Source organism: Thermostichus sp. OS-CIW-26, assembly GCF_054058395.1.
The window spans coordinates 107,000-124,292 of the sequence record NZ_JBSSAG010000002.1 but is presented as its reverse complement, the minus strand read 5'-3'; the positions used below and the strand labels follow the sequence as shown (position 1 = coordinate 124,292).

13 protein-coding genes are annotated in these 17,293 nt (G+C 59.4%); 6 read left to right on the top strand and 7 right to left on the bottom strand.

Features of this window, described 5'->3' with window-relative positions; translation table 11 throughout:
• Entirely contained in the window at nucleotides 1-1,194 is a 1,194-nt protein-coding gene (locus tag ACVW0C_RS01570) for an RNA-guided endonuclease InsQ/TnpB family protein (protein ID WP_457384118.1), read from the bottom strand.
• 199 nt (nucleotides 1,195-1,393) lie between these two features.
• Here ACVW0C_RS01570 and treS point away from each other — a divergent pair, with 199 nt between their 5' ends.
• Nucleotides 1,394-4,831 carry a maltose alpha-D-glucosyltransferase gene (gene treS / locus ACVW0C_RS01565; protein ID WP_457384162.1) on the top strand — a complete coding sequence of 1,146 codons (3,438 nt, stop codon included), beginning with the start codon at nucleotides 1,394-1,396 and terminating at the stop codon, nucleotides 4,829-4,831.
• Between the two features lie 47 nt (nucleotides 4,832-4,878).
• Entirely contained in the window at nucleotides 4,879-5,637 is a 759-nt protein-coding gene (locus tag ACVW0C_RS01560) for an SOS response-associated peptidase (protein ID WP_457384117.1), read from the top strand.
• Here the strand turns inward: ACVW0C_RS01560 and dprA are convergent.
• The gene (gene dprA, locus ACVW0C_RS01555; RefSeq protein ID WP_414350682.1) at nucleotides 5,576-6,733 is read right to left on the bottom strand and encodes a DNA-processing protein DprA; all 1,158 of its coding nucleotides are present in this window, start codon (nucleotides 6,731-6,733) and stop codon (nucleotides 5,576-5,578) included. The genes ACVW0C_RS01560 and dprA overlap by 62 nt on opposite strands.
• A gap of 139 nt (nucleotides 6,734-6,872) precedes the next feature.
• Between dprA and ACVW0C_RS01550 the strand changes: the two genes are divergently transcribed.
• Nucleotides 6,873-7,058, top strand: coding sequence for a hypothetical protein (locus tag ACVW0C_RS01550; RefSeq protein ID WP_457384116.1), 186 nt, complete (start codon nucleotides 6,873-6,875; stop codon nucleotides 7,056-7,058).
• Nucleotides 7,051-8,505: a sodium:solute symporter family protein gene (locus ACVW0C_RS01545; RefSeq protein ID WP_457384115.1), complete on the top strand. Its 1,455-nt coding sequence runs from the start codon at nucleotides 7,051-7,053 to the stop codon at nucleotides 8,503-8,505. The genes ACVW0C_RS01550 and ACVW0C_RS01545 overlap by 8 nt, the downstream gene beginning before the upstream one ends.
• A 24-nt stretch (nucleotides 8,506-8,529) precedes the next feature.
• On the opposite strand, the gene ACVW0C_RS01540 is transcribed toward ACVW0C_RS01545, so the two are convergent.
• Together ACVW0C_RS01540 and clpS are read right to left on the bottom strand one after the other, a co-directional pair.
• Complete coding sequence (locus tag ACVW0C_RS01540) at nucleotides 8,530-9,354, bottom strand: CPBP family glutamic-type intramembrane protease (protein WP_457384114.1); 825 nt, start codon at nucleotides 9,352-9,354, stop codon at nucleotides 8,530-8,532.
• Between the two features lie 15 nt (nucleotides 9,355-9,369).
• Nucleotides 9,370-9,651, bottom strand: a complete 282-nt coding sequence (gene clpS / locus ACVW0C_RS01535) for an ATP-dependent Clp protease adapter ClpS (RefSeq protein ID WP_414333897.1) — start codon at nucleotides 9,649-9,651, stop codon at nucleotides 9,370-9,372.
• A gap of 284 nt (nucleotides 9,652-9,935) precedes the next feature.
• Here clpS and ACVW0C_RS01530 point away from each other — a divergent pair, with 284 nt between their 5' ends.
• Both ACVW0C_RS01530 and ACVW0C_RS01525 read left to right on the top strand, forming a co-directional pair.
• On the top strand, nucleotides 9,936-11,663 hold the full coding sequence (locus tag ACVW0C_RS01530) for an alkaline phosphatase D family protein (protein ID WP_457384113.1): 1,728 nt from the start codon (nucleotides 9,936-9,938) through the stop codon (nucleotides 11,661-11,663).
• A gap of 244 nt (nucleotides 11,664-11,907) precedes the next feature.
• Nucleotides 11,908-12,267 carry a hypothetical protein gene (locus ACVW0C_RS01525; protein WP_099812809.1) on the top strand — a complete coding sequence of 120 codons (360 nt, stop codon included), beginning with the start codon at nucleotides 11,908-11,910 and terminating at the stop codon, nucleotides 12,265-12,267.
• A 55-nt stretch (nucleotides 12,268-12,322) separates the two neighbouring features.
• Here ACVW0C_RS01525 and ACVW0C_RS01520 read toward each other — a convergent pair whose 3' ends face one another.
• The 3 genes from ACVW0C_RS01520 to ACVW0C_RS01510 form a co-directional block, all read right to left on the bottom strand.
• Entirely contained in the window at nucleotides 12,323-14,488 is a 2,166-nt protein-coding gene (locus ACVW0C_RS01520; RefSeq protein WP_457384112.1) for a glycosyltransferase, read from the bottom strand.
• A gap of 213 nt (nucleotides 14,489-14,701) precedes the next feature.
• Nucleotides 14,702-16,639 carry a cellulose biosynthesis cyclic di-GMP-binding regulatory protein BcsB gene (locus tag ACVW0C_RS01515; protein ID WP_457384111.1) on the bottom strand — a complete coding sequence of 646 codons (1,938 nt, stop codon included), beginning with the start codon at nucleotides 16,637-16,639 and terminating at the stop codon, nucleotides 14,702-14,704.
• Between the two features lie 147 nt (nucleotides 16,640-16,786).
• A complete protein-coding gene (locus tag ACVW0C_RS01510; protein ID WP_457384110.1) occupies nucleotides 16,787-17,188 on the bottom strand; it encodes a cupin domain-containing protein in 402 nt (133 codons plus the stop codon).
• Nucleotides 17,189-17,293: the final 105 nt, after the last annotated feature.

Below are 17,293 nucleotides of genomic sequence, written 5' to 3'. Positions count from 1 at the left end.
CTAAGCGGTACGGAGCGGGCTTTCAGTAGCCCTGAGCCTGCTCTGCTCTACCAGAGAACAAAACAGGCCCGAACCTCTAGGCTGGTTTACGACAGCCCCCAAGAGCGCAATTACGTTTGCACCATTCAAGTCCGCATCTCCTTCCCATCCACAGTGTCCACACTTAAACTGCTTCCCAGTGCGATAGGATTGCGCAGGGTCGGGATGAATGTGCAAGCACCGGTGGCAGGTCTGCGACGTGTAGGCAGGCGGAACAAGAATCAGAGAAACCCCTGCAGCCCTCGCCTTGTACTCCAGAAACTGACGTAGTTGGTAGAACGCCCAACTGTTGGCCCTGCGCCTTTCGGCTTTGCTGCGTGGCTGTTGATTGACCCTTTCCCGGATCCCTGTCAGGTCTTCCAGGGCAATAGCGCTGTTTGTGGTCTTTGCCCTAGAGACAATAGCTTTGGAGATGCGATGATTGACCCACGCCTGAAAGCGCCTCTCCTTGCCAGACAGCCGTTGCAGCAGTTGACGGCATCTGCGCCGCGAACTGCTTGTGCCCTTACTGGCTTTGCGTTGGAGTACCGCCCTCAACCGGGAGTAGCGGTCGCGGACTCTGTTCAACTGCTGTCCATTCCAGTTGTCCCCCTCTGACGTATGGGCAATATCTGTCCTTCCCAAGTCCACCCCGATCACCTTGTCGGTATCTTGTTGCTTGGGTGGCTTTTTCTCTACGCAAATCTGGATGGAGTAGGAGCCATCTTTGCGCTTGACCAGGGTGGCGGATTTGGGGTTGGAACCAGCCAGCATCCCACGCTGGTAGTTGCCAATGGCCAGTTCAAAGCGTTCTCTCCCTTCCACCGTGGTCAGCGACACCGTCCAGTCTTTTTGACGGAACGAAAAGATACGGGCGTCGTAGGTAACAAAGCCGCTCTTAAACTCCTTGACGGGACGCTTTTTCTGCTTAGCCACTTTGCGGGAACCCGCTACTCGTCTGCACACCTGTTGAGCCAAGTTACTGGACAAGCCAAACCGGGCTCGAGTCTCGTAGTAGCAAAGGGATTGCAGTTTGACCGCGTTGACGATCTTCTCCGGCGTGTTCTGGTTGACCCAATTCAAGGCTTGGCCAAAAGCCTCCATCGTCGCGTCCAATTTGGCAGCTTGCGACTGGGCTACCTTGAGCTTGCAGGAGACGGTCAGGACTTGGGTCATGGTTCTATTGTAACCTCGCATTCCTCCCGGCACTGACCCTACGGGTACAGTGCGGGGCTCCTGCGATTTCTAGCTGAACCGACGCCGGGGATCCCTGGCACCCAAGAGAAGGCTGTAGCCTATTGAGGGGATCCCCATTCAACGGCTAGGGTTGCCAAGGTGTCCCAATCCTGTCTCTGTTGCCGACATGACCGACATGATGATCCGAGCCCCTCTGCGCAGCCTCATCTCCCCCCTCACCCACGACCCCCTTTGGTACAAAGATGCAATCATCTACGAGCTGCCGGCACGGGCCTTTTTCGACAGCGACGGCGATGGCGTGGGCGACTTCCAGGGCCTGACCGAAAAGCTGGACTACTTGCAAGAACTGGGGATTACAGCCGTCTGGCTGCTGCCGTTTTTCCCCTCGCCTTTAAAAGATGACGGCTACGACGTTTCTGACTTTACCAGTGTTCACCCTGACTTGGGCACCCTAGAGGACTTCAAGATCTTTCTGGAGGCTGCCCATAAGCGGGGGATCCGCGTCATCATTGAGCTCATCCTCAACCACACTTCGGATCAGCACCCCTGGTTTCAGCGGGCCAGACGAGCTGCCCCCGGCACCCCCGAGCGGGACTTTTACGTTTGGAGCGATACCCCCGAAAAGTACAAAGAGGCCCGCATTATCTTTCAAGACTTTGAAGCCTCCAACTGGACCTGGGATTCAGCGGCCAAGGCCTACTACTGGCACCGCTTTTACTCCCACCAGCCAGATCTCAACTACGACAACCCCGCCGTACAAAAAGCCATGTTCGAGGTGGTGGACTTTTGGCTGAGCTTGGGGGTAGACGGCATGCGGCTGGACGCGGTGCCTTATCTCTACGAGCGGGAGGGCACCACCTGCGAGAGCCTACCGGAGACCCATGCCTTTCTCAAGGCTCTGCGCCGACACATTGACCAAAGGTATCCTGGCCGCATGCTGCTGGCGGAGGCCAACCAGTGGCCAGAAGATGCTGTGGCCTACTTCGGCGATGGGGACGAGTGCCACATGGAGTTCCACTTTCCCCTCATGCCACGGCTGTTTATGGCCATCCAGATGGAGGATCGCTTCCCCATCATTGACATCCTGCAACAAACCCCTCCCATTCCTGAAACCTGCCAGTGGGCCCTCTTCCTGCGCAACCACGACGAGCTCACCCTGGAGATGGTCACTGACGAGGAGCGGGACTACATGTACCAGGTGTACGCCAAGGATCCCAACGCGCGGGTGAACCTGGGGATCCGCCGCCGCTTGGCCCCCCTGCTGGGCAACAGCCGCCGCCGCATCGAGCTGATGAACAGCCTGCTGTTTTCTCTGCCCGGCACGCCGGTCATCTACTACGGGGACGAGATCGGCATGGGGGACAACATCTACCTGGGGGATCGCAACAGCGTGCGCACCCCCATGCAGTGGAGCGCCGACCGCAACGCCGGCTTTTCGCGGGCCAACCCCCAGAAGCTCTACCTGCCCATCGTCATCGACGCCGAGTACCACTACGAAGCTGTCAATGTGGAGGCGCAGCGAAACAACCCCCATTCCCTGTGGTGGACCATGAAGCGGCTCATCGCCGTGCGCAAGCGATTCCAAGCTTTTGGCCGCGGCTCCTTTGAGCTGCTCCACCCAGAAAACCGCAAGGTGCTTGCCTTTGTGCGAGCCTACCGCGGCGAGCGCATCTTGGTGGTGGCCAATCTCTCCCGCTACGCCCAGTGGGTGGGGCTGGATCTATCGCCGTGGGAAGGATTGATCCCGGTGGAGATCTTTGGCCACACCGAGTTTCCCCCTATTGGGCGACTGCCCTATTTCCTAACGCTAGGCCCCCATTCCTTTTACTGGTTTTCCCTTGAGCCCAAAACGGAGACCATCCACCTCAGCCCCAGCAAAGCGGAGGAGCAGGAACGCCTGGTCCCTCTGGTTGTTCAAAGTGGTAGTCCTCTGGTTGTTCAAAGTGGTAGTTGGGACAGTCTCTTGCAAGGGGAAAGCCAAAAGCAGCTGGAGGCAGTCTTGGCGGACTACCTCTACCGCTGTCGTTGGTTTGGCTCCCAAAACCGCCAGCTCCAGGCGATCCATATCCTGCAGGCTATCCCCTGCCGCCGAGAAGAGGAGTCCTTGCTGGGCAGCCAGATCTTGCTTCTCCAGGCCGAGTTTATCGAGGGCGATACGCAGCTCTACTCTCTCCCTGTGGGCTATGCCACCCAAGAAGCAGCCGTACACCTGCGCCTAGAGATGCCCCAGGCGGTCATCCTCCCTGTGCAAGTGGCCGGAGGGCCGGCGGGAGTAATTTTCAACGCTCTGGCTGACAAAAGCTTCTTGCTGCGGCTGCTGCAGCTAATTGCCCAGCAGGGCCGCCTGCGTCACCGTCAGGGAGAGCTCTGGGCCACTAGCTTTGCTGCCCTTGAGCATGACCTGGAACCCCGCCTCCTCAAGGCGGAGCAGAGCTACACCTCCGTTGTCTATGGCAACCACTACCTCCTCAAGCTCTACCACCGGGTGGCCGAGGGGGTAAACCCAGAGCTGGAGATAGGCCGCTACCTGCTGGAGCACCATCCCCAGGTGCGCGTGCCACGGCTGCTGGGATCCCTGGAGTATCGCCGTCGTCGCGGGGCCCGTGGGTTTGATCCCGCCGATCAGCCCATTACCCTGGCCATTTTGCAGGAGTACATCCCCAACGAGGGAGATGCCTGGCACTATACCCTAGACAGCCTGGGGCAATTTTTTGAGGCGGTGCTGGTTCACTACCAAGAGGTGGATCCCGTGCCCGTGCCGCAGGGATCCTTCTTGGAGCTTTCCCAACAGCCCTTGCCGGAGCTGGCCTACGCCACCATCGGCAGCTACCTAGAATCGGTGCGGATCTTGGCCAAGCGCACCGCCGAGCTGCACATCGCCCTGGCTGCCGATACGGAGAACAAAGACTTTGCCCCGGAGCCTTTCTCCAGCCTGTACCAGCGCTCCGTTTACCAGTCCATGCGCAACTTGGTGGGGCAGGTGTTTCCGCTGCTGTTCGCGTCAGCGGGACGGAGTCCTTATAAGCAGCTCCCCAAGCTGCCGGAAGCAGAGGCCAACTTGGCTCGGGCTGTTTGCGACCAAGAAGGGGAAATCATGAGCCGCTTCCGCCTGATCCTGGAGCGGAAGATCACTGCCCTGCGTACCCGCTGCCACGGGGATTATCACCTGGGCCAGGTGCTGTTTACCGGCAAAGACTTTGTCATCATCGACTTTGAAGGGGAGCCGGCCCGCTCTTTGGGCGAACGGCGTCTCAAGCGTTGCCCCTTACGGGATGTGGCGGGGATGCTGCGATCCTTCCACTACGCCGTCCACACCGCCTTGCGCCAGCAACTGGAGAGCGGCTTGGTCTGCGCCGACCACTGCCCCGACATGATGCGGTGGGCCCAGTTTTGGCACCGCTGGGTCTGCGCGGGCTTTTTGGCCGAATATCTGCAGGTGGCTTCCCAAGCGGCTTTTTTGCCCCGCAGCCTGCAAGAGATAGAGGTGTTGTTGGACGCCTATCTGCTGGAAAAAGCCATTTACGAGCTGGGCTATGAGTTGAACCACCGCCCCGAGTGGGTGGAGATTCCCCTGCGCGGGATCTTGCAACTGCTGGGCATTTCCACCAAGGTTTAGGGGATCCTGTCGGCAGGCCATTTGGGGTGAGCGACTGGAGGACAAACATGTGTGGACGGTTTAGCCTGGCAGTGGCCCCAGAAGTGCTGATGCAGCATTTCGGCTTGCCGGCGGCAGCCCAAGAAAGGGCAGCTGTCCCCCGGTATAACATCGCTCCTTCTCAGCCGGTGCTGGCGGTGGTGGCGGGATCCCTTCAGCGCAAGGCAACCCATTTTCGCTGGGGCCTGATCCCCGCTTGGAGCCAAGCCGCCAAGGCCGGGTTGATCAATGCTCGTTCTGAAACGGTGGCCGAGAAGCCTTCTTTCCGCGAAGCTTTCCGCCGTCGTCGCTGCCTGATCCCGGCAGATGGCTTCTACGAGTGGGCCGACCAGGGTACAGGCAAGAAGGGCAGACAACCCTACTGGTTTCACCTGCTGGATCGACCGGTATTTGCCTTTGCCGGCATTTGGGAACGCTGGCGCAGTCCAGAGGGGGTGGAGGTGGAAACCTGTGCCATCCTCAACACCGCTGCCAACCGCCTGATGCGGCTTTTTCACGAGCGGATGCCCGTGATTTTGACGGAAAACGACTACGACCTTTGGCTGGATCCCCAGGTGCAGGATCCCAAGCTGCTTTTGCCCTTGCTCCGCCCCTACCCGGCAGAAGCCATGGCGGCTTATCCGGTCAGCACCTATGTGAACAACCCCCGCCACGAGGATCCCGCTTGCCGTGCTCCTATCGGAGAAGCAGTGCAGGGATCCAGCCTCAGCGAGCCCGCTGGTAGCGCATCCCCGGCAGTTGTACCAGCCAGCCTTCCAATTCCATAAGCAGCAGGGTACTGGAAAGGGTGGCAATATCCATCTGGCTAGCCTGGGCCAGGGCATCGAGGCTGAGGATGCCCTCCCCTAGCAGCTGCCAGAGCAGTTGCTGTTGGGGATCGCTGGGGCCAGTGGACGAGGGCTGCTTTAGCACAGGGGATCCCTGGAGGAGGCCCAAGTCTTTCAACAGCTCCTCGATCCCCAGGATCATGCCGGCGCCGTCGCGGATGAGCTGCAGGCAGCCGCGGGCTGCTGCCGTGTCGATGTTCCCCGGCAGGGCATACACTTCCCGACCGTAGTGGTTGGCCAGGTGAGCAGTAATTAGCGCTCCCGAGGTTTCCGGAGCCTCCATCACCAAAGTGGCGCGGCAGAGGCCGGCAATGATGCGGTTGCGCTGGGGAAAATGCTCCTTGGCCGGTGGCGTGCCGGGGGGATATTCGCTGAGGATGGCCCCTTGGGCCAGGATGCGCCGGTAGAGAGCTTGATGGTGAGCTGGGTAAACTTTGTCCACCCCCGTTCCCACCACGGCCACCGTCTTGCCGCCGGCATCCAGACAGGCCTGGTGGGCAATGCCGTCGATCCCCGTTGCCAGCCCCGAGACCACCACACAGCCAGCTTCCGCCAGGGCAGCGCTGACTTTCTGGGTCCACTGTCGACCGTAGGCCGTAGGGGCGCGGGTGCCGACGATGGCAATAGCCGGCTGTTGCCAATTGGGACATTCTCCTAGGGCATAGAGAATGGGCGGGGGATCTGGCACCTCCCACAGCAGCGGCGGATAGTCCGGATCTGCAGGCGTGAGAAAGGGGATCCCCGCTTTGAGAGTTTCCTCCAGGATCTGCTCGGGATCAAGGCCAGGACGGGCAGAGACAATAGCCTGGGCCAGGGTGGGGCCAATGCCTTCCACCTGCCGCAGGGCCGGGGCATCCGCTTGCCAAGCCCGCTCCAGGGATCCAAAAAACTCCGCCAGCCGCTTGAGCCGGTGGGGGCCAATCCCTTTGATGCGGGCCCAAGCTAGCCAATAAGGCCGCTCTGGTTCTCCGCGCTTTGGCCAACGGAAAGGCTCCACCTTGCCGGCAGGATCTGAAGGGGAAGTGGAGAAAGACAATTTCAGCTCTGCGCAACAGTGGCTGTATCTTAAATAATCGGCAAAAGGAACCCGTGGCAAAAAATCAGGAGATGGGCAGATGTCAGGGTTGGATCCCGCCGGTAACCTTCAAGGATCAAGGCAGCTGCGGTTTGGGCGGATGCGCCAAGCTTGGGTGTGGGGGGCCTATCCCCTGCTGTGGCTGTTGACCTGGGCAGGGATCCGCTCTGCCCAGCCGCAGGTATTGGGGATCCCTGCTTGGTACTGGGGGGCAGGGCTGGCCGTGCTGCTGCTGGTGCCCTTGAATCTTTACATTGTGCGCGTTTGCTGGCCTGGAGATGACTGACAGCATTTTAAGTTTGGGTGTGGTGGGGGTGTACTTGCTGCTGCTGGCAGCCATCGGCTTCTGGAGCTATCGCCACAGCGGTCGGGATCCGGTTAGCTACTTTTTGGCGGGGCGGGGTCTGGGATCCCTGGCTCTAACTTTGACGACGCTGGCCACCTTGCTCAGCGCCTTTACCTTCATTGGGGTGCCGGCAGATGCCTATACCCACGGCCTAGGGATCTTCCTGGGGGTGGGAGTGACCACCGCCTTCATTTCGGGGCTGTTTTTGTGGGTGGGCTACCGGGTATGGCTAGCAGCCCAACACTTTGGCTTCATCACCCCTTCGGAGTTTTTCGGCCACCGCTTCAACAGCCCTCTTTTGGCTCTACTCTACTGCCTTAGCGCCCTGACGTTTACCGCCCCCTACATCAGCATCCAGATCATTGGCGGAGCCCGCACCCTGGCGGCGGTGTTGGGGGAGGGGATCCCCTACTGGCCCTTGGCGGTGGTGGTGGCGCTGGTGATCTTGGGGTATGTGCTCTTTGGCGGATCCCAGGCGGTGGTCTGGACGGATGTGGTGCAGGGGATCATCTTGATTCTGGGGATGGGGGTGGCCTTTGTTGCAGTGGCTTTCTCCCTAGGGAGAGAAGCGGGTAGCGAACTGGATCCCTGGCTGAGCTTGCCCGGCCCCCAAGGACGCTGGAGCTGGCAAGGGTTACTCGGCAATCAACTGCTGTTTTTCATGGCCACTCCCCTTTTCCCACAATTTTTCCAGCGCTTCTACATGGCCAAAAGTGCCCGGCCCTTCCAGACCCTGATGGTAGTCTGGCCGCTGCTGATTCTGCTGGTCTTTTTCCCGGCAGCTCTTCTTGGGGTTTGGGGCCGCCTGGCTTTTCCCGGCCTGGAGAAAACGGATCAGATTATGCCCATGATGTTGCAAACCCTGCCCAGCGGCGTAGCAGCGGTGGTGATTACGGCGGCCCTGGCTGCTCTCATGTCTACAGCTGACTCCCAGCTTCTCACCGCCAGCTCCCTAGTGACGCGGGATCTGGTGGTTACCTTCTTCAGGCGCCAGCTTTCCCCCCACCAAGAAGAACAATTGGGACGCTGGGTGGTGCTGGGGATCGGTTTGGCCTCTTTTGCCATTGCCCTTAACCCGCCGGGGCTGATTGTGGAGATCGCCACCTGGAGCTTTCAGGGAAATGCCATGCTGTTCCCAATCCTGATAGCCGGCCTGTACTGGAAGCGGGCTACCCGCGCTGGGGCTGTAGCCGGGGCCCTCGTCTCCAGTGGCCTGACTTTAGGTTGGCTGTCGGGTCTGTTGCCGCGGGCTTGGACAGGGGGCTGGTTACCCGTAATCCCGGCAGTGGTGATCGGCAGTGGGGTGTTAATTGGCGTAAGCTTGCTTACCCAGCCGCCCAAGGAGCAGGTGACCGCCTACTACGAGGAAGGGCCTTGGGGAGAGTAGGTTATTCTTTATCGATCAGCTCAATCAACGCTTTTCCAGGTCTGCCGGTAGCCAGCCAGCTTGAGCCAGGCCGTTGAGAAATGCGAAAGTCCCTCCTAGAAAAAGCAAGCCCATCAGGCCCGCCAAGGGGTTGCCACCAATCCCCGTTAGCCACGCTGGCGCCCTGCCGGTGTAGTCTATCCAGGCCAAGTTGTTGACCCAGGCCATGCCCCATACCCAACCCGCGTGCAGCCCTAGGCTAAGGCCCAGCTTGTTTTGGTTCCAGACCCTCGCCTGCACCAGCAGCAGCCCCATCAGCCACAGTCCGGGAAATTGCGGCCAGGTGGCGAGAATCTCAGGCAAAGGCTTCAGGAAATGGGCCATAGCAAACAGGAAGCTGGATCCCCACACCGCAGTGCTGCAACCGTAGTCCAGCAGCATCTCCTGCAGCAACCAGCCGCGAAAAAACAGCTCCTCCGCCAGCGCCACCCCCAAGCCCAAAAGCAACCCCAGCAACCCATAGACCAGCAGGGATCCCCCTCCTACCGCCCTCCAACTCAGCCAACCCAGGGATCCCTCTAGGCCAAACAGCAGGAAAAGCCCGCCCACACCTATCCCCAGGCCCCACAGGATCCCGCCTCGGCAAGGCCAACTGCCATCCAGTCCATAGGCGGCAAACCCGGATCCCCACACCCATAGCCAGGCTAGCAGCAAGGCATACAGGGGCAGCCACAGGTAGGCTCGCGCTTCCGGAAAAAACCACCCCCCCAGCCCGACCCACGGCAGCCAGGCTAGGAGGGGGATCCCCAAAAACAGCAACAGCCGCAGCGGCAAGGGCAAAGCCTTGAGTTTTGCAATCAGCAGGCCCACCCCAACCGCTCCTGCTTAGCGTTCCGGCTCAATGGAGCTGGTGAGGCCGTGCTGACGCAACTGCTCACAGTAAAACTCCGCGTGCTCCCGCGGCACCACGATCACCACAGCAACACCGTTGTTGTGGGCCTCTAGCATGATCTCGGTGGCTTGCGGCGGCATCATGGATGGGATCACCTTGACCAGCACCTGCACCACGTACTCCATGGTGTTGACATCGTCGTTGTGCAGCAACACCCGGTACATGGGCATGTGCTTCGGGGTTACAGAAGGCTTGACCAGAGTCTCCGTAGCCACGACGATCCCTCCTTCGGCAGGGTCAACAAGAAGTCTAAGGAACGCAAAACCGCAAAAATGGGGCAAAAGCAGGAAAAACTGTAATGAAATTTTAGCCTTCTCAGCAAGCTCTGTGAAAAGGCCGTGGGGAACCTGGGCGCAGGGGTCAGAGCCGTTAAACCAACCCTAACCCAGCCTTCACCTGCCCACAACCTCAGCTTGGGGGCAAAAGTGCTTGACTAAAAAGGCGATTGGCTTTTGTTGCGGATCCCTTTACATTTGCCTGTGTCCCTGAGGTGGGCCCTATGAGTTCCCTGCGTTCCCGTCGCTTTTTCCTGCAGTTGCTGATGTTTGGAGGTGGGGCAGCCGCCCTGGCTGCCTGTGGAGGCACCTCCAGTTCCTCCATTCCCCCCCTGGGAGAGCCCGGGTTCCCTCAAGGGGTATTTGCCGGGGATCCCACCTCGGAAGGGGCGGTGCTTTCCACGCGGGTGATCCCGGCCAGTGCAACAGACACGGTTGCGGTGACGTTGCAGGTGGCTGAGAATTCCGAGTTCAACCCCATTTCGCAACAAGTTTCGCTTACTGCTCGCCGTGTGGCGGGCCGCAACTACCGCACTGAGCCAGGCGACTACATTGCTCGTGCCGTCGTCACCGGCTTGAGGCCAGCGCAGCGCTACTTCTACCGGTTTGTCAGCGAGGGGTTTACCAGCCCTGTAGGCCAGTTTCGCACCCTGCCAGCTCCTGGGGATGGACGACCCATTCGCTTCTTACACATCAGTTGTGCCAACGAGCCTCCCTTTCCTATTGGGGCAGCCATGCTGGCAGAAGTCAGCCGCGGCGATATCGATTTCATTTCCTTTAACGGCGACACTGTCTACGCCGATCGCTTCTGGCTGGGGCTGGATCCCATCGGCAACTTGGAGTTCTATCGCAGCCTCTACCGGGATCAGCGGGATCCCAACTATGCCGGGCGGGAGTTCGCGCAACTGTTTGGCCGGACTGCTTTTGTTGTCAACTGGGACGATCACGAGGTAATTGACAACTACAGTGGCCAGAAGGCCCGCGGTGGCCGGGCCACTCAGCTGAACGACACCACCGGGCAAACCCGCGATGTGGAAGATCTCAAGGTGCTCGGCTACCAAGCCTTTTTTGAATACAACCCCATTACCCCCAACCTGACAGATGTGGCCGGTGTGGATAGCCGGGATCGGCTGTTTCGCAGCTTCCGCTACGGGGCCAATGCCGAAGTCTTCATCCTGGATCTGCGCCAGTACCGGGATTTGGCCGCCGTGACCCCCATTTTGCCCATTTTGCCCCCCGGCCTGACCCGTCAGCGTTTTTTGGAGCTGGCTGGCATTCGTCTTACGCCCGAACAGGAAACCCTTTTCTTCGGCCCACCCGGCTCCGAGCAAGCCCTGTTTAACCTGCTGCGCCGCACGCCGCGCACGCTGTTGGGCAATCCGCAGAAGCAGTGGCTGTTCAACGGCCTGCGCAACTCCACCGCCACCTACAAGTTCATCGTCAGCGAGTTTCCCATCACGGTGACCTATTTCCGCTCCAACGATGTTTGGGAAGGCTACTGGCTGGAGCGGCAGGAAGTCATTGACTTTATCGAGAGCAACAACATCCGCAACGTGGTGTTCCTGACGGGCAACAACCACGCCGGCTTCATCGGACAGGTCAACCCCGGCAGCAGCAACCCCATCTGGGAAGTGTGGACTGGCCCCACCGGGCGGAGCGTTACGGCCCTGAGCATTGACGAGCTGGGCAATCAACTGGGGATCCCCAATGCCAGCCGCCTGTATTACCGGATTGTGAACGGCTTTTTGGCACCGGTGAACCCGACCAATCCGCAAGTGAGCGGGATCCCAGGGGTAACCACAGGCAACCTGCGCTTTTTGGAGCTGGCGGTGCCCAACTACAACGTTATTGAAGTGTCCGGCAGCCGCTGCACCATTCAAATCAAAGGCCCCGCCGGCAGTGTTTTGACGGATCCCTTGGGGCGAAGGGGGGAACTGAATTTGCCGCAATGAGAAGTCGGCCAGACCGATGCGGGAGCTTCGCCGGATTTCTGGTCAGAATTGAGGGATCCCTGCTCTACTCGGGATCCCTTTTTTTGTAACTCTTTTTCGCGATTTTCAGCATGAGATTCTTAAGATCCTTAACGTGATCTGAATCATTCGGGAGAAACGGATCTGGGTGCTAGAGTGTGGGCGTTGAGGTGGATCCCTGTAGAAAATCTATTCTTTCTCCGTTTTTCAGTAGGAGGGCAGTCTTATGGCTTCGGTGCGGGGCTGGTTGGTGGCAAGCTTAATAGGAGCGGCCACAGTTATCGGGGGCGCTGCCGCCTGGGCTCAGAGCCGTAGTTTGTGGCTTCTTAATGGACAATCGACCGTAGTTACAGGCTATTTCTACCGAGGTGAAAACATCTGGGCGCAGTGCGACCAGGATTGCTTCGATGTGGATCTGGTGCTTTACGATGCCAGCGGTCAGGTGGTGGCTGCAGACGAACTGTTGGACGATTTCCCCATCGTGCAGGCGCCCTACGAGGGCAACTTTTCTGTCAAGGTGATCATGGCTAGCTGTCTTCACCCCAGTGGTTGTGCTGTGATCGTAGATTCGGACTACAGCTTCTGAGGGGTGCTGGCTGGCCTCACTTCGTCGCCACTGCTTGGGAAACCGATTCAGTAGCCTAGGCTGCTTTGTGAGCAGCTTCCTGGACTTTGGCGTGGGTAAACTTGCTCAGGCCGTGGATGGTCTTTTCCCAGTAGAAGGGCTTGGTGAAAAGCTGCCACAGGGCCATGTAAGCTGCCATAGAGTGCAGTTGCCAGTAGATGGGGTTGAGCAGAGCATAGAAAGCCAGATCGTAGTAACCGCGGCGGAAGACCGCGACCAGGTTCAGGTAAATCCCAATGGCGTTGCCCACCAGGAGGTTAAACAAGCCCAGATAAACCAGCCAACTGGGAAATAGGTTTTGCAGCCAATGGGCGCGGGTGAGCAGCCAGTAAATAAACAGCAGCCACATGATGGGGCTGGTGAGAAAGGTAAAGAAGCTGCCCCCGATAAAAAATTGGTAGGATAGCCAGTTTTTGAGGCCCAGCTTGCGCAAGGAGCGCAGGGGGTTGCGGTTGTGCACCAGCCAAGTTTGCATGTAGCCCTTGATCCAGCGGGAGCGCTGCCGGATCCAGTTTTTAACAGCGCAGTTGGCCTCTTCATAAGTGGTGGAGTTGATCACCCCCACCGTATAGCCGTGCTGGCTGGCGCGGATGCCCAAGTCGGCGTCTTCGGTGACGTTAAAGGGATCCCATCCCTGCAGCTCCCGCAGGCGGTCAGTGCGAAAGTGGTTGCTGGTGCCACCCAAGGGGATCGGCATTCTGAGAGTTTCCAAACCCGGCAGAAGATAATCAAACCAATAGGAATACTCCAAGGTAAACATGCGGGTGAGGAAGTTCTCGTTGCGGTTGAAGTAGTTGAGGGCAGCCTGGACGCAGACCAAGCTGGGATCCCCTTTCTGGAAGGCCACAACCGCCTTTTTCAGTTGATCGGGGTCGGGGATATCTTCGGCGTCGTAGATGGTGAGGTATTCGCCACGGGCAAAGGCCAGGCCGTAGTTGCAGGCTTTGGGTTTGGTCTTGGGCTTGCTATCTGGCACGATGAGCAGGCGCACGTAGCGGGGGGGCTTGGCAGCCCGGGCCGCCTCAATGGTGGCGCGGTCGTTTTCTTCTAGCAAGATGAGCACATCTAAGCGCTCATGGGGGTAATCCAGCTTGGAGAGAGACTTGATCAAAATCGGCATTACTTCCGGCTCTTTGTAGACCGGCACCAGGATGGTGTAGATGGGCAAGTCGCGATCATCCAAAGCGGCTACTTCCTCATCGGTAATCTGGTGGAAGCGATCGGCGGATCCCACTAGGCTGAGCAGCAGTTTGAACAGGATCGAAGCGACGTAAAAAAGATTGATCAGCAGCACCAAAATGGTCAGGGTCGTCCAGGGAGCAGTGGCCAACCCCCACAGCAACAGCAGCAGCAGGCCGTAGCCCACCGCAATCTGAGAGGGGGTAAACACCCGCGAGGCCGATTCTTCTGGCAGGCGGGCCATGAGCTTGTACACCGCCTCTTGGCTGAAGCGGGATCCCTGGTCTTTGCTGAGGAGTTGGGTGATATCCTGCTCGCTGCCCAGCACCTTTTCAATTCGCAACCCTGGCCGCCAACTGTAGAGCATCTCATCCACCGCCCAGTCCAGGGGGTCACTGACCATCACGGTGAGGGTGTTCTCATCCGTCCAGTTCAAGGGGTAGAAGAGGTGGCGCATCATCAGCTCGGGCTCGAACTGGCGGCTCAAGCTCTCGTCGCGGTAAAGCAGCCCTGTCCCCATCAGCTCCGAGACGGAAGGATAGCCCAGCAGATGGGCCAGGATGCTGAGATACTCGGGAGTCGAGAGATAGCTCAGACGGGTCAGCACTTGCCCCAGGTTGGATCCAGTGCGGCGGCGGATGTCCAAAGCCTGCTGCCACTGCTCCAGAGTGAGACGACTGCCCAGCAGCTCGGCGGCCAGCTTGCGCTCAAGGATGACCGTCAGGATCTGCTTTTCAGTGGCCGGGATCTCCCAGAGTTTTTCTGCTTCCGGGCACAGGCGTTTCACAGCCTGCCAAATGGCGGGGAAGCCCGGCTCTTCAGTGGCCACCACAACAGTTTGCGGGTTGAGCCAGCCACAGGGCAAAAAGCGCACCGGCACCAGATCGATAGGCTCGATCAGCCAAGGCAGCTCTGGATCTAGGGAGTGCTTGAGCAGCCAGTCTCTCAGCTTAGGCCGGTCCAGAATCTGGCGACACAAGTTGACAAACTTGCCCGGGTGCATGACTCGCAAGCTCCAAAGAGCCCTAGGCAAGGAGCAACTAGCTGCTTCGCGATACTCCTCAGCCTTAGCCAATTGCTGCCGGGTAAGGTAGCCCGTGCGCAAAAGCGAGGATTTGAGGGACTGGAGCATGGCTGGAAACCCTATTCGCGCAAGTGGGACGGAGTCCTTGCTTGGCTCAAGTCTGGTTTAACCGGAAGTCCTCTGCCAACCCCCCTAGGAAAGGGTGGGCGACTCAGGGCGGCGGGCCAAGCGTTGGTAGGTATTCCAGGCTCCTACTGCCAGCAAAAGGGCCAGCAGCAGCACTAACCAATAGCGGTATTGCCACAACAAAAGCTGCCAACTGAAGCGACCAGGGTAGCGCACTCGATAGCCTGCTGGCGTGAGATCCCAGCTCTGTACTTGGGTGAGATCGGGGGCAGCGGCATAGGCGGTGAGCACGTTTCCCTGTAGCTGGTTGGCCAGGCGGGTGCGCGGATCGGCAAGGCCGCGGCTGAGGCGCTCTGCCAAAGCCGGGTCAGATCCCCACCAGGAAAGCCAAAGGGTGGGCTTGCCTTGGAGGAGAAAGTATTGCAAAAGGCCGAGATTCTCCTGGGGCTGAGCTGCCAGGGCAACCTGCTGGTTGAGGGGATTGATGATTTCAAACTGGGATCCCAGCCGGATGGGGCTATTAAGCTCCACCTGATCTGGCCCAGCCACGATCACCTGCCAGGCAAAGTTCCCCGTCTCCAGGTTGGCTTCCTCTTTGGGCAAAACCTCAAGGGTGGGCAGCAGGGGTCGGGCAGCCAGCCGGCTGAGGGCACCGACCAGGTAGGCGGCAGCCGGCAGCAGTTGGGGATCCCCTACCCACACTTGGCCGGATCCTCGAAGCACCGCCGGGATCTCCTGCAGCTCGCCAGTGGGGGCTTGGTAGCCGCTCCAGATAAAGCCAGAGCTATCCGAGCGCACTTGCAAAGTCAGCGGGGTCAGGGATCCCTGGCAATTACCGGGGCTGGCGCCATAGTCAAAGCGGAGCTCCAGTTGATTAAAGCGGCGCAGCAGGCGGGTGGGCAGGGTCACAGTTTCGTTGAGCTGGGTGCGCCCGGTTAGGTTGTAGGTGCGCAACAGAACGCCATTCAAGAACACGTAGCCGGTGAGGCGATCCCCCACTCGGCCATCCACCGGGTTCATAATGACGTCTAGTTGCGCCGCCAGATCCCGCGGCCGCCCCCCTAATTGGGACAGGCTGAAGTTGAAGACCAAAGACTGGCTGCCAAACCCCCGCAGCAGCGGATCCACAATACCCAACTCCCGCAAGCTAAGGCGGTTGGCCCTGAGCGCTCTCTCCAGATCCGCCACCCTTGTCACCTGGATGCCGCGGCTGACCAGCCCCGCCCGCTTCCATTCTTCATAGAGAGCAAGAATAGCTTCCCGGCGGGCGGCCACTCGCAGGCGGGATCCCTCTGGGGTAATTTGATGCTGCAAGTGGGGGGTGAAATTGGCCGGCTCTAAGATCACCTGTGCCCCCTGCTTCGGACGGTTGCTCCACAGGATGGGCGTTTGCGGAAACAGGTGAGAAAGGAGGCTGTACAGCCACAGAGCTGCTTCCGCCGCTTCAGGAGTGAGGTCAGCCGGCACTACCAAAGTAACCTGAGGATACAGCCGGCCCAGAAAACCGGCCACCGTGGCATCAGGAACGAGGGGCGCCAGCTCAAAGAAACTGTCCCGCCCTACCGTCAGCAGCAGGTTGCCGGTATTCAAGTCGGCGCAAATATCGTCGCTGATGCTCAGGAAAGGCTGCACCGACAAGGTGATAAAGCGCTCGCCAGCGGCCAAGCTGGGGATGGGCACTCGCACCACCGGCTCCTGCCGCAGGTCCCGCACCAGAAAAAGGCCCATTAGCTCCTCGTTGATCAGCACCCGCACCGTGGACGTGGGCTTGAGCACCGGCGAGGGATCCAGGCGCAACTGCACAAAGCTGGCCTCGGGGTCAAGGCCGTTGAGGGGGGCAGGGATCCCGATATCTAGACGCGGGTTAGCTCCTTGCAGCAGCACCGAGCGGTCGTAGCCCAGCCTTTGTAGAGAAATGACTTCCGCTGCGTGGACAGCCGTCGGCCCGCAACACCAAAGCAAACCGGCAACCCACAAAGCCCACTGCCTTGCCTTCTGCGTCACCTTGACCCCCTCTTGCTTATCCCTCACTTGTCTAGTGCAGGCAAGCCCCTTGGCCTACCTGACCCAGGTTTGCCCGACATGCAGAAATCTGTAAGCTTTCGGGGTCTGTACGCACAAATCGTGGATTCGGATGCCCAGGGGATCCCTTTACTGGCGGGCGTAGTCATCCTCAAAGCGCACAATGTCGTCCTCCCCGAGATATTCCCCGTTTTGCACCTCGATCAACACCAAGGGAAGGGTGCCGGGGTTTTCCAGGCGGTGCTTGGTGCAGGGGGGAATGTAGGTGGACTCGTTGGAGCTCAGCAGCATCACCTCTTCTCCACGGGTAACCTTCGCTGTGCCCCTGACCACGATCCAGTGCTCGCTGCGGTGGTAGTGCATCTGCAGGCTGAGCCGATGGCCAGGCTTCACCTCGATGCGCTTGATCTTGTACATCGGGCCTTCATCCAAAACCCAGAAGGATCCCCAGGGACGGGTCTCTGTTTGAGAGGGTACCAGCTCAAGCGCTGGAACTGCTGCATCATTCACGTCCCGCACAGCCTGCAACATAAGATCATGTCCTTGCAAAGTCGTCCCCATCCTCTCTCAGGATCCGAGAACACCTCATCGACAATATGGCTGAATTGGCCTACGCCAAAACTCGTAGATAAAGTC